The organism is Belnapia arida (assembly GCF_016773205.1).
Taxonomy (GTDB): Bacteria; Pseudomonadota; Alphaproteobacteria; order Acetobacterales; family Acetobacteraceae; genus Belnapia; species Belnapia arida.
Genome location: NZ_JAETWB010000002.1, coordinates 210,069 through 222,090, shown reverse-complemented (window position 1 = coordinate 222,090; position 12,022 = coordinate 210,069). Strand labels below are relative to the sequence as shown.

At 72.6% G+C, this 12,022-nt stretch carries 12 protein-coding genes; 6 read left to right on the top strand and 6 right to left on the bottom strand.

Annotated elements, in window-relative coordinates:
• Positions 1-63: 63 nt before the first annotated feature.
• Entirely contained in the window at positions 64-414 is a 351-nt protein-coding gene (locus JMJ56_RS08050; RefSeq protein ID WP_202831107.1) for an antibiotic biosynthesis monooxygenase family protein, read from the top strand.
• A gap of 4 nt (positions 415-418) precedes the next feature.
• Here JMJ56_RS08050 and JMJ56_RS08045 read toward each other — a convergent pair whose 3' ends face one another.
• The 3 genes from JMJ56_RS08045 to JMJ56_RS08035 form a co-directional block, all read right to left on the bottom strand.
• Positions 419-1,156, bottom strand: a complete 738-nt coding sequence (locus tag JMJ56_RS08045; protein WP_202831106.1) for a DUF4189 domain-containing protein — start codon at positions 1,154-1,156, stop codon at positions 419-421.
• A 119-nt stretch (positions 1,157-1,275) separates the two neighbouring features.
• Positions 1,276-2,457 (bottom strand): pyridoxal phosphate-dependent aminotransferase, encoded by a 1,182-nt coding sequence (locus tag JMJ56_RS08040; protein ID WP_202831105.1) that lies wholly within the window; start codon positions 2,455-2,457, stop codon positions 1,276-1,278.
• Between the two features lie 4 nt (positions 2,458-2,461).
• Complete coding sequence (locus JMJ56_RS08035) at positions 2,462-3,916, bottom strand: gamma-glutamyltransferase (RefSeq protein ID WP_202831104.1); 1,455 nt, start codon at positions 3,914-3,916, stop codon at positions 2,462-2,464.
• A gap of 163 nt (positions 3,917-4,079) precedes the next feature.
• Here JMJ56_RS08035 and JMJ56_RS08030 point away from each other — a divergent pair, with 163 nt between their 5' ends.
• Together JMJ56_RS08030 and JMJ56_RS08025 are read left to right on the top strand one after the other, a co-directional pair.
• Positions 4,080-4,808: a DsbA family protein gene (locus tag JMJ56_RS08030; RefSeq protein WP_236037557.1), complete on the top strand. Its 729-nt coding sequence runs from the start codon at positions 4,080-4,082 to the stop codon at positions 4,806-4,808.
• 4 nt (positions 4,809-4,812) lie between these two features.
• Positions 4,813-5,622 carry an MBL fold metallo-hydrolase gene (locus tag JMJ56_RS08025; RefSeq protein ID WP_202831103.1) on the top strand — a complete coding sequence of 270 codons (810 nt, stop codon included), beginning with the start codon at positions 4,813-4,815 and terminating at the stop codon, positions 5,620-5,622.
• Here the strand turns inward: JMJ56_RS08025 and JMJ56_RS08020 are convergent.
• Positions 5,586-7,142 carry a M81 family metallopeptidase gene (locus tag JMJ56_RS08020; RefSeq protein WP_202831102.1) on the bottom strand — a complete coding sequence of 519 codons (1,557 nt, stop codon included), beginning with the start codon at positions 7,140-7,142 and terminating at the stop codon, positions 5,586-5,588. The two genes, JMJ56_RS08025 and JMJ56_RS08020, sit on opposite strands and share 37 nt — an antisense overlap.
• Before the next feature lie 66 nt (positions 7,143-7,208).
• Between JMJ56_RS08020 and argE the strand changes: the two genes are divergently transcribed.
• The gene (gene argE, locus JMJ56_RS08015; RefSeq protein ID WP_236037556.1) at positions 7,209-8,366 is read left to right on the top strand and encodes an acetylornithine deacetylase; all 1,158 of its coding nucleotides are present in this window, start codon (positions 7,209-7,211) and stop codon (positions 8,364-8,366) included.
• 2 nt (positions 8,367-8,368) lie between these two features.
• On the top strand, positions 8,369-9,340 hold the full coding sequence (locus JMJ56_RS08010; RefSeq protein ID WP_202831100.1) for a M14 family metallopeptidase: 972 nt from the start codon (positions 8,369-8,371) through the stop codon (positions 9,338-9,340).
• Positions 9,341-9,397: 57 nt separating this feature from the next.
• On the opposite strand, the gene JMJ56_RS08005 is transcribed toward JMJ56_RS08010, so the two are convergent.
• Together JMJ56_RS08005 and JMJ56_RS08000 are read right to left on the bottom strand one after the other, a co-directional pair.
• Positions 9,398-10,171, bottom strand: a complete 774-nt coding sequence (locus tag JMJ56_RS08005; RefSeq protein ID WP_202831099.1) for a competence/damage-inducible protein A — start codon at positions 10,169-10,171, stop codon at positions 9,398-9,400.
• Positions 10,172-10,205: 34 nt separating this feature from the next.
• Positions 10,206-10,484 (bottom strand): hypothetical protein, encoded by a 279-nt coding sequence (locus JMJ56_RS08000; RefSeq protein WP_202831098.1) that lies wholly within the window; start codon positions 10,482-10,484, stop codon positions 10,206-10,208.
• A gap of 157 nt (positions 10,485-10,641) precedes the next feature.
• Here JMJ56_RS08000 and JMJ56_RS07995 point away from each other — a divergent pair, with 157 nt between their 5' ends.
• Entirely contained in the window at positions 10,642-11,880 is a 1,239-nt protein-coding gene (locus JMJ56_RS07995; RefSeq protein ID WP_202831097.1) for a glycosyltransferase family 4 protein, read from the top strand.
• The last annotated feature ends 142 nt before the right edge of the window (positions 11,881-12,022 follow it).

Here is a 12,022-nt window from a genome sequence, read left to right as displayed (position 1 = left end):
TTCGCCATGGGGCGAAGGACAGGCGCCGCGCGGCGTGGCAGGGTCGGCCTTGGGAGGACCTGCATGATCGCCGTCATCTTCGAGGTCGAGCCGGCCGAGGGCCGCTTCGACGAGTACCTGGACCACGCTGCCCGGCTGAAGCCCGAGCTGGAGAAAGTGCCGGGCTTCATCTCGGTCGAGCGCTTCCGCAGCCTGACCAACCCGGCGCGGCTGCTGAGCCTCTCCTTCTGGGAGGATGACGCGGCGGTCGCCTGCTGGCGCAACCACGAGACCCACCGCGACAGCCAGGCGGCGGGGCGGGCGGGCATCTTCGCCGGCTACAGGCTGCGCGTCGCCGCCGTGCTGCGCGACTACGGGATGGCGGAGCGGCGCGAGCAGGCGCCGGCCGACAGCCTCGCCCTGCATGGCTGGTAAAGGGTCAGCCGCCGCAGCCGCTGGCGACGACCTCGCAGGCGGTGCTGCGGTCGCGGTTGCCGCAACTGGCCATCGCATGGCTCTCCGCCGCCTCGCGGGTCGGGCCAGAGCCGCCGGCGGCATAGGTGATGGTGTAGGTGCTCGGGTCGGCGGTGCGGACCAGCCCGTTGCTCCGCCGCGCCTGCGCCACCGCGCCGCAGCGGTCGGTGAATTCCAAGACGAGGCGGCAGGCGGTACCCTGGGCCTGGCAGCGCCGCTCCGCCTGGCCATGGGCGGCGATGCGATCGGTCATGCCATAGGTCAGGCCGAAGCTGCCGCTGGGAGCCGGGGCGAGGTAGACGGCGCCGCTCCGCCCGCCCGTGCTCCCGGGCCCGCCATGCGCCGGCGGTACCGGCAGGGCGGCGAGGCCGCGCACCTGCGGCGTGTAGGGGCCGTTGCCGATCGAGGCCAGGCGTTGCCCGGTCGGGCCGCGCAACGCGGCGTGGTTCGGGTCATGGGTCGGCACGCTGCGGCCCGCGAAGGCGGCCTGGCCGCCGCTGCGCTGGAAATTCTGCCCGGCGACGCAGCGGATCAGGCAGGCCTGCACGGGTGACGGATTAGCACGGATACTGGGCGAGGCGGCCTCGCAGCTCCGGGTACAGGCGGGTGTCGCCGTGGTGAGCTGCGCCTTGGCCAGGGCAGGCGCGAGCAGAAACCCCAGCACGACCTGCCATATGGCGAGGCTGCGGAACGGCCCAGGCATGCGATCTCCCCGTGATGCGCCGTTTCGGCTGCTGGGCACGCCTCACGCGAGACGGCTCACACGGGTAAGGTTTTATCAACTAAAAAGATAACTTCCAGCAACGGAACTACACGGCGCCGTTACCGCTGAAGGAAGCGGGTGATTCGCGCCGGGGCCGCCGCCATCGCTGCTTCCGGCCCGCAATAGGAGAGGCGGAGGAAACGCCCGCCCCGCTCCGCGTCGAAATCGACGCCGGGCGTCGCCGCGATGCCGGCCTCGGCCAGCAGGCGGCGGCAGAAGTCCGGGCTGTCATTGGTCAGGTGGCCGACATCCGCCCAAAGATAGAAGGCGCCGTCCGCCGGCGAGAGCCGGTCGAGCCCGGCCGCGGGTAGGCCGACGAGCAGCGCATCGCGGTTGCGGCGGTAGCGGGCGAGGTTGGCCTCGAGCTCCGGCCGGCAGGCGAAGGCGGCCTCGGCGGCGACCTGGGCGACATGAGGCGCGTTGATGAAGAGGTTCTGCGCCAGGCATTCCACCGGACGGACCAGGTCCTCCGGCAGCACCAGCCAGCCGATGCGCCAGCCGGTCATCGAGAAGTATTTGGAGAAGCTGTTGACCACGACGGCGCTGCTGGGATGGGCGGCCGCCGTCCGCTCCTCCACCGTGCCGTAGGTCAGGCCGTGGTAGATCTCGTCCGAGACCAGCCGCACCGCCTCCGCCTCGCACCAGCGGGCGATGGCGATGAACTCCTCGGCCGGCAGCATGGTCCCGGCGGGATTGCAGGGGCTGGCGAGGATCAGGCCGGCGGGGCGGGGGTCGAGCGCCTCCAGCATGGCGAGCGTCGGCTGCCAGCGGGTCGAGGCGTCGCAGGGGAGGATCTGCGGACGCATGCCGAGCGCGGTCAGGATGTTGACGTAAGGCGGGTAGTAGGGCGCCGCCATGGCCACCGCATCGCCGGGGTCGAAGGCGGCGAGGAAGGCCAGCGGAAAGGCGCCCGAGGCGCCGACCGTCACCGCGATGCGCTCCGCCGGCACCGCGGCGCTGTAGCGCTCGGCGTAATGCGTCGAGATGCGCTCCCGCAGCGAGCGGAGGCCGAAGGCTTCCGTGTAGCCCATGGGCGCCCCGGCCTCGAGCGCCGCCACCACCGCCTCGGCCGCGCCGCGCGGGGCGCCGGTGCCAGGTTGGCCGACCTCCATCCGCAGGATGCCGAGCCCGTCCGGGAAGGCGCCGGCGGGCAGCACCGCCGCCCGCGCATTGGCCGCGGCGATGACATCCATCACCAGGAAGGGCGGTGCCGCGGCCCCGCGGCCGACCTTGAGAGGCATGGCGCTACTGGTCGATCGCGCCCAGCGCGACGCCGGCGCCGCGCGGGTCGGTGACGATGGAGCAGCGGTCCGGGTAGCCCGGCAGGTAGTTCGGGCAGACGGCGAGCTGGGTCCGCGCCGGCTCCGGCGAGCCGCCTTCGACGGCGTCCCTCGGTGCGGCGGAGCGCAGCAGTTGCAGCGCCACGGGCCCGGCCACGCCGGCCGGCGCCGCCTCCTGCCCGGAGGCCGCGGCGGCGAGGCGGAAGCTCTTGATGTTCGGGTTGTAGGCCAGCGCCGCCGAGAGCAGCGGCGGCCGCACCTGGCCGATATTCGGCGCCGGGGCAAGCAGGAAGCCGAAGCCCGGCGCCACCCGCCCGGTGCCGAAGAGGTTGTTCACAGTGAAGGCGCAGGTCACCGCATTGCCGCTGCGGTCGAAGACGACGAGGCCGGTGGAGGCGCCGACCGGCCCCGGCTCCGCCACTGGCAGGCTGGCGGCGAGGATGGCCCGCGGGTCGCCCCCGCCCTGGCGCCAGGCAGCGGCGGCGGCGAGGCCGCGGCGGGTGGCATCGGTGAGGTTCGCCCCGCCCTGCAAGGCGGCGAAGGTAGCGGCGGCGGCCAGCCCGCCATCGGCCGGCGGCGGCAGGAAGGCAAGGCGGTCGCCGTTGCGGGCGGGCAGCTCGATCGGCGCGGCGAGGTTGGGCAGGCCCGCACGCAGCTCCTCCAGCGTCAGGTTGCCGCCAGCGGTGCGGGAGGCGATCTCCAGCCGCCGGGCGAGGGTCCCCTGATGCAGGTCGCCGACGCCGGCGGTGCGGAGCTGGCCGAGCGTGCCGGCGAGTTCCGGCTGGACCATCGTCTCGCCTGCGCCCTTCGGCTGCCCGTCCGGCCGGGCGAAGACCGCCCGCGCGCCAGGGTCGGCGAAGAGCGGGCCGGAGACGGCGGCGAGGTCGCTGGCGAGGCCGCGGCTGACCTCGGTGCCGAAGCGGGCGAGTTGCTCGGCCGGGGCCATTAGCTCCTCGAAGGGGCGGCCCGGGTTGCGGGTGTAGAGGCCGAACAGGCCGCGGGCGAGCAGCGGCACGGCGGCTGGCCGGTCGGCGCCGGCGGGGACGGCGGCGCGGGTGCCCGGGAGGAAAAGCACGGCCTCGGTCGCGCCCTTGGCCGGATCGAAGGAGAGGCAGGCGCCGCCACCGCCGAGCCCGGCGCGGGAAGGCAGGGTGACGGCGAGGGCGAAGCCGGCCGCGACGGCCGCATCCGTCGCCGTGCCGCCGGAAGCGAGCACGTTGCGGGCGATCAGCGCCGCCGCCGGGTCCTCCGTCGCCACGCCGCCGAGGAAGCCGCGGACGAAGCCGGGCGCGCCGGCCGGTGGGCCGCCGCCGATGATGGGAGAGAGGAGGTTGTTCACCGTGCCGCAGCCGGGGAGGGCGAGGGCGGCGGCCAGCAGGAGGAGCCTGGCTCGCCTGAAGCCGCTGGCGCTGGTGGTCATGCTGCTGCCTGGTCCCCCTGTCGAGCCGGCGCGGGGCGTTGGCCTGCCCCCGCGTGCCGCGCTGATCCAGGCGCGGCCATAAACGCCTTCGTCATCAGCGGCAACCGGTGTTGATTCCGGGGCGCCGCGCTAGACTGGCGCCGATCCTCGGGAGGCCGCCCGCTTGAAACGCATCCTCGTTGTCCTGGTGGCCCTCGGCCTGGTGGGCACCGCCGTGGCCCAGGGCTTCACGCCCGAGCAGCGGCGGGAGATCGTCGGCATCCTGCGCGAGGCGCTGGTGCGGGACCCGACGATTCTCCGCGACGCGATGGCCGCGGCGGATCAGGCGGAGCAGAGCGAGCGCGCGGGGGCGGTGCGCCAGGCCATCGCCAGCCAGGGCGAGGCGCTGTTCCGCGACCCGGCAGACCCGGTGAAGGGCAATCCGCAGGGCGCCGTCACCATCGTCGAGTTCTTCGATGTCCGCTGCGGCTACTGCAAGCAGATGCAGCCGGCGATGGAGCAGCTGCTGCGCCGCCAGCGCGACGTGCGGCTGGTGCTGAAGGACCTGCCGATCCTCGGCCCGAACAGCCTGCTGGCCAGCCGCGCGCTGATCGCCGCCCAGCGCCAGGGCAAGTATGCCGAGCTGCACGACGCCCTGATGAAGCTGCGCGAGGAGCCGGCCGAGCCCGTGCTGCGGCGCGAGGCGGAACGCGCCGGGCTCGACTGGGCGCGGCTCAGGCGGGACATGGACGATGCCGGCATCCAGGCGCGGCTGAACGGCAATATCCGCCTCGCCCAGGCGCTGCGGATCGAGGGCACGCCGGCGCTGGTCATCGGCGAGGCGCTGGTGCCGGGCGCGGTCGACCTCGCCACGCTGGAGCGGATGGTGGCGGAGGCGCGGCGGGGGGGCTGAGGCGATGCCGCACTTCATCTGCCAGGCCTGCGCCGTCCAGTTCGCCGAGAGCGCGGCGCCGCCCCCGCATTGCCCGATCTGCGAGGATGAGCGGCAATTCGTCCCGGCCCGCGGCCAGGGCTGGACGACCCTCGAGAGGCTTCAGGACAGCCATGCCAACGGCTGGCGGCGGCTGGCGCCGGACCTCTTCGCGGTGCAGCCCATGCCGGCGCTCGGCATCGGCCAGCGGGCGCTGCTGGTGCGGACGGCAGGGGGCAACCTGCTCTGGGACTGCATCGCCCTGCTGGATGGGGCGACGGAGGCGATCATCCAGGCGCTCGGCGGCCTGGCGGGCATCGCCATCAGCCACCCGCACTACTACTCGACCATGGTGGAATGGGGCCGGGCCTTCGGCGTGCCGGTCTGGCTGCATGCCGATGACCGACAGCATGTGATGCGGCCCGACCCCTGCCTCCGCTTCTGGGAAGGGGATGCGCAGCCGGTGCTGCCGGGCCTGACGCTGCACCGGCTCGGTGGGCATTTCGCCGGCGGGGCCATCGCCCATTGGTCGGCCGGGGAGGGGGCGCTGCTCTCGGGCGACATCCTGCAGGTGCTGCCGGACCGGCTGCACCTTGGCTTCATGCGGAGCTATCCCTGCCTGATCCCGCTGCCGCCGGCCGAGGTGCGGCGAATGGCGGGCTATTGCGACCGCCTCGGCTTCGACGCCATCTACGGCGCTTTCCATGAGCGGGAGATCGCGGCGGGCGCGAAGGCAGCGCTCGCCCGTTCGGCGGAGCGCTACTGCGCCTGGGTCGGCGGGATGGTCGAGCCGTAGCGGACCCCGGCATCGATCGGGAAGACCGGCCGGGGCAGGCGCCGCCAGGCGAAATTCGCCAGCACCGGGCTGGTGAGGCCGGGGACATCCACCTCGATGATCCGGGCATCGGGGAAATGCTCGTCGAAGCCGGCGCGGAAATGGCCGCGGCTCTTCACCACGAGGCAACGCAGGGTGGCGATGTCGATGCCGTGCATCTCGAGCATGCGCGGCTCGGCAAGCTGGCGGCGGAGCGAGCCGACGACGACGCGGAGGCCGGAGCCGCCGAGCTCCAGCAGCGCCGAGGGGCCGAGGTCGAAGCGCCGCCCGGCCAGGATGCCGCGCCGGCCGATGTCCTGTCCGTCGCGCAGTGCCAACACCCGGGCAGGGGCGGCGAAGCGGCGGCTGAACTCGCTCTCCACCCGGTTGAAGACGGCCTCGAATTCCGCGCCCTCGCCGAGCGCATGCGCCTCGGCCGCCAGCGCAGGGTCGACCAGCACGCCGGCGACGGCCCCTGCCGCACCGGCCTCGTGCAGGGAACGCAGGATGAAGGTGGTACTGCCGCGCCCGCCGCCGCCCGGATTGTCGGCGACATCGGCGAGCAAGACGGGCGGCGCCCGGCCTTCGCCCGCCGCGACCGCCATCCGCACCGCCCCGTCGAGGGGGGTCAGGTCGCGGCGGTAGCGGGGATGGCCGGCCCAGACTTGGTCCGCCAGGGTCTGCGCCGCGGCCTCGGCAGTTGCGGCATCGCCGTCGCGCGCGGTGACCGTCACCGTCATTCCGCATTTCGGCAGGTCGGAGAAGACGAAGCCGGCGGCGACCGAGGCATTGGCGATGCGGCGGTCCGCCCGCATCAGCGCCTCGGCCGCCTGGATGGCCTCGGCATAGGGGCCGGCGGCGGTCAGCAGGGTGACGGAGGGCGGGGTCAGCGGCAGGCGGCGGAAGGCCTTCGCCATGCGCGTCCCGCCCAGCATCTCGCGCAGCAGGTCGGCGCAGTCGGCGGCGCGCTCGGCCATGTCGACATGCGGGTTGGTGCGGTAGACGACCAGCGCATCGACGGCATCGACCAGGCGCTCACTCACATTGCAGTGAAGGTCGTGGCTGCACACCACCGGCACGGCGGGGCCGAGGATGCGGCGTACCAGCGCGGCGAGCGTCCCGTCGCTGTCCTCGTCGCCGGTGGCGGAGGAGGCACCGTGGCTGGCGATATAGGCACCGTCGAGCGGCAGGGCGGCGGCGAGGCCGCGGCCGATCTCATCCAGGAAATCGAGCAGGACCGCCTGCTCGATGGGCCCGCCGGGCGGGGCGGCGGCGATGAGGATGGGCACCGGCTGCCAGAGGCCGGCCGCATCCATCCGCCGGTAGAAGCCGCCGATCTCGGCCGGCAGGTGGCTCGCTTCGGCACGGGCGAGGCGCGTGATCTCCTCGCCGCGCGCCAGGCACTGCCGGGCAAAGTCCTCATGCGTGGTCGGCGGGGCGAAGGCATTCGCCTCGAGATGCAGCCCGAGCACCGCGATGCGTGGTCCCCTGTCTTGATTCATGCCACAGCCCTCCCCGGATTGCCGGCTTCGCCACCCCGTATAGACTGCCGGATGGGAGACAATGAAATGACGCAGCTCGGCGAGGCACTGGGGCTGCTCGACCGGCTGGTGGCCTTCGACACCACCAGCCGCAACAGCAATCTCGATCTGATACGCGACGTCGAGGCGTGGCTGGCGGCGCATGGCATCGCCAGCCGCGTCACGCTCGATGCAGAGGGCCGCAAGGCCAATCTCTACGCCATGGTCGGGCCGCGCGTGGCGGGGGGCGTGGCGCTCTCGGCGCATGTCGATTGCGTGCCGGTGGAGGGGCAGGAGTGGAAGGCCGACCCCTTCCGGTTGCGGCGCGAGGCCGGCCGGCTGATCGGCCGCGGCACCAGCGACATGAAGGGCTTCGCCGCCTGCGCCATCGCCATGATGCCGGAGTTCGCCGCGATGGACTTGCAGCGGCCCGTGCATCTCTGGCTGACGCATGACGAGGAGACCAATGCCGCCGGGGCCTGGCGCCTGGTCACGGAGCTGGAGCCCGACCCGCTGCCCGGCTGCTGCATCGTCGGCGAGCCGACGGGGATGGCGCCGGTGGTCGGCCACAAGGGCTATGCCAGCTGGGATGTCACCGTGACGGGCCTCTCCGGCCATTCCTCGCGCGCCACCGAGACGGCCAACGCACTCCATGCCGCCGCCGAGGGCGCCGCCTTCCTTGCCCGCCGGGCGCGGCTGTTTGCGAAGCTCGGGCGGCGGGCGGAGGGGTTCGAGCCGCCCTTCACCACGGTGCATGTCGGCACCTTCCGCGCCGGCAGCATCCTCAACATCGTGCCGGACCGTGCCGAGATGACCTTCGAGGTGCGCTCGGTGCCGGGCGACGATGCCGAGGCGGTGCTCGCTGAATTCCGCACCTTCATGGAGACCGAGGCGATGCCGCCGCTGCGCGCGGTGCATCCCGATGCCGAGTTGCGGATCGCGCCGCGCTCCGTGCTGCCGCCGCTCGACCTCGCCGAGGATGCGCCGCTCACCCTGCTGGTGCAGCGGCTGACCGGGCGCAACGCCGCCGGCCGTGTCAGCTACGGGACGGAGGCGGGGGTTTACCAACGCGCCGGCATCCCCACCATCGTCTGCGGGCCCGGGCACATCGCCCAGGCGCACCAGCCGGAGGAATGGGTGGCCGACAGCGAGATCGACTCCTGCCTTGGCTTCCTCGGGCGCCTGGCGGGCACGCTGGCGGGGTGAGCATGCCACGCACCCCGTCTCCGGTTCAGGGCGGCTCCGGCCTGCTGCGCCTCGAGGTGCAGATCGCCGCGCCGGACCTGCGCCCCTTCCTCGGCGGCAATGCGCTGCCGGGGGTTTGGAGCTTCGCTGCCGAGGCGCCGGGGCCGCATGTCGCCGTGGTCGCGCTGGTGCATGGCAACGAGATCGCCGGCGCCGTGGTGCTCGACCGCTGGCTGCGCGCCGGGCTGCGGCCGGTGCGGGGACGGCTGTCCCTCGTCTTCGCCAATGTCGATGCCTATGCCCGCTTCGACCCGGCGGACCCGACGGCAAGCCGCTTCCTCGACGAGGACATGAACCGGCTCTGGGACGAGGAGACGTTGGAGGGCGGCCGCCGCTCCACCGAGCTGCGCCGGGCGCGGGTGTTGCGGCCCTTCTTCGATGGCGTCGACATCCTGCTCGACCTGCATTCGATGCTTTGGCCATCGGACCCGCTGATGCTCGTCGGGCGGTCGGCGCGGGCGGCGGAGCTTGCATTGAGCCTCGGCGTGCCGCCGCTCGTCGTCTCGGACCAGGGCCATGCGAGCGGCAAGCGGTTGATCGACTATGCGCCGCTCAGCCGGCGCGCCGCGATCCTGGTCGAGGCCGGCTCGCACTGGGAGTCGGCGACGATCGGCACGATGGAGGCCGCGGGCGCCGCGCTGCTCCGGGCGAGCGGCGTGGTGGCGCCGGAGCATCCAGTGCTGGCGCCGCCGCCGGCCGCGCCGGCGAAGGCTCGCCTCGCCGAGGTGACGCGCACGGTTGTGGCGCGCACGCCCGCCTTCGCCTTCGTCCAGGCCTTCCGCGGCGGCGAGGTGGTGAAGCGGCGGAACACGCTCATCGCCCTCGACGGCGAGGCGGAGATCCGCTCGCCGCATGACGACTGCCTGCTGGTGATGCCGAGCCTCCGCACCATGCCGGGGCAGACGGCGGTGCGGCTGGCGCGGTTCGTGGGGTAATTCCTGGTTGCCTGATTCACGCCTCCGGCCGTGCCGGCCTTCGGCGATCAGGCTCCGTCAGCCCTCCGGTGGCGGCTCGCCCTCATGCGCCGTGCCGAACTGGCTGAGCAGGGCAAGCATCGCCTGGGCCGCGGCCTCGACCGCCTCGGCCTCGGTGCCCTTGGCGACCAGCGCGACGCCGCCGCCCTTGCCGCGATAGTAGGGATAGCTGCCGAGGTCGAGCGCCGGGTGCTGCTGCTGGATCGCCGTCAGCCCCGCTGCGATCTGGCCCTCGTAGACGTAATCGGCATGGACGGTGTGGGAGAGGATCGGCCTGCCACGCTCGAGGGTGGGGGCCAGCGCGTCGAACATCGAGCGCATGATGCGCGGCACGCCGGCCATCACATGGACATTGCCCATGCTGAAGCCGGGCGCCGTCGTCTCCGCGCAGCGGATCGGCACGGCGCCGCGGGGCAGCGTCGCCATGCGCAGCCGGGCCTCGTTGAACTCGATGGGCGGGTCGCGCCGGGCGTAGTCGGCCGCCATGATGGCGCGCGTCTCCTCATGCACCTCCCAGGGCACGCCGAAGGCGCGGGCGATGCACTCGCTGGTGATGTCGTCATGGGTCGGCCCGATGCCGCCCGTGGTGAAGACATGGGTGAAGCGGGCCCGGCACTCGTTCACCGTGGCGATGATCGTCTCCGGCACGTCGGGAATGACGCGGGCCTCGCGCATCGGGATGCCGAGCTCGCCGAGGCGGGTCGCCAGATGCTGCAGGTTGGCGTCGCGGGTCCGGCCCGAGAGGACCTCGTTGCCGATGATGATCAGGCAGGCGGTGGGATTGTCGGTCATGGCGGCTCCGGACCCTGGCGTGGTTCCAGGGAGCTTAGCCCGCCCCGCCGCTCTCGCCGAGACGCAGCGTCACCGCCTGGCGCACCGCCGGGTGGCGAAGGCCGATGCGGCCCGGGGCGATGGCCGCCTGCCAGCCGCTCGCCCGCGCGTGGCGGATGAGGCGGGAGGGCAGGACGATGACCCCCGGCCTGGCTCGGCGGCTCGAGACCTCGACCTGGTCGGCCTCGAATTCCACGCGCCATCCCTCGCGCTGGGCCAGGCGGAGGAGGGTGGAGAGGACGGACCAGTCGGTCCTGGGACGGGCGGCTTCCATGCACCTGCGTAATGCGTGGCGATGCCGGTTGTTGCCCTGGCCCGCGGATTTGTGCGGCACGGCGGCGTGGGACGGCACGCAGCGTTTGCCCTGTCCCTGGCGATCGGGCATGAGCGGACCCCACGCCCCCGTGACTGCCGACAGGATCGACCGAAGCATGCGCGTGCTCTTCGTCCACCAGAATTTCCCGGCGCAGTACCGCCATGTCGCCCGCGCGCTGGCCCGGCGGCCGGGGATGCAGGTGATCGGCCTCGGGGAGAATGCCGGGGAGCCGCTGCCGGGCGTCCAGCACCTCCGCTACAAGGCGCCGCATGCGGGGGCGAAGGAGACGCACCGCTATGTCCGGCGCTTCGAGAACGCGGTCTATCGCGGCCAGCAGGCGGCGCGGGCGGCGATCACCCTGAAGGAGCGGGGCTTCACCCCGGACATCGTCTGCTGCCATCCCGGCTGGGGGGAGGGGCTCTTCCTCCGCGACGTCTGGCCGGAGACGAAGCTGCTCTACTACTGGGAATTCTACTACCACTCGACCGGCGCCGATGTCGGCTTCGACCCGCCGGGGCAGGTCTCGATGGACGATGCCTGCCGGGTGCGCATCCTCAACGCCAACCACCTGGTCTCGCTGCAGGTGGCGGATTGGGGGCAGACGCCGACGCAATGGCAGGCCAGCCGCTTCCCCGACTGGGCCCGCGAGCGCATCTCGGTGGTGCATGAGGGGGTGGATACCCACGCAATCCGCCGCCGGAAGGGGGTGCGGATCACCCTGGCCGATGGCTGCACCCTGGCCGAGGGGGATGAAGTGGTGACCTTCGTCGCGCGCGGGCTTGAGCCCTATCGCGGCTTCCATGTCTTCATGCGCGCCCTGCCGGAGATCCTGGCGCGGCGGCCGGCGGCGCAGATCGTGCTGGTCGGCGGGGACGACCCGCATTACGGCAGCAAGCCGCGCGAGGGCGAGAGCTGGAAGGCGGTGCTGCTGGCCGAGCTCGGCGACCGGCTGGACCTCTCGCGGGTGCATTTCACCGGCAAGGTGCCGCATGAGACGCTGCTTGGCCTGCTCAGCCTCAGCATGGCCCATGTCTACCTGACCTACCCTTTCGTCCTGTCCTGGTCGATGCTGGAGAGCATGTCGCTCGGCTGCCTGGTCATCGGCTCCGCCACCGCCCCGGTGCAGGAGGTGATCGAGCACGGGCGGAACGGGCTGCTGGTCGATTTCTTCTCGCCGGACCAGGTGGCGGAGGCGGTGGTGCGGGCGCTTGAGGACCCGGCGGCCCATGCGCCGCTGCGGGAAGCGGCGCGGCGCACCGTGGTTGATCATTACGATCTCGACAGTGTCTGCCTGCCGCAGCACCTGGCGCTCATCGATGCCGTCGCCGCGGGTCGGCGGCCAACCTTGCCATAACTTCATTTACAAATCTCTGCTCAACCCCGGGTTCGGTAACAGTCCATTGAGGAAACCCGGAATACGATTTCCGGGTGACAAATCGTGCTGCGCTGCACACTATGGCGTTGCATCAATCGCTGATTGACGGCCGAGGTCGCTG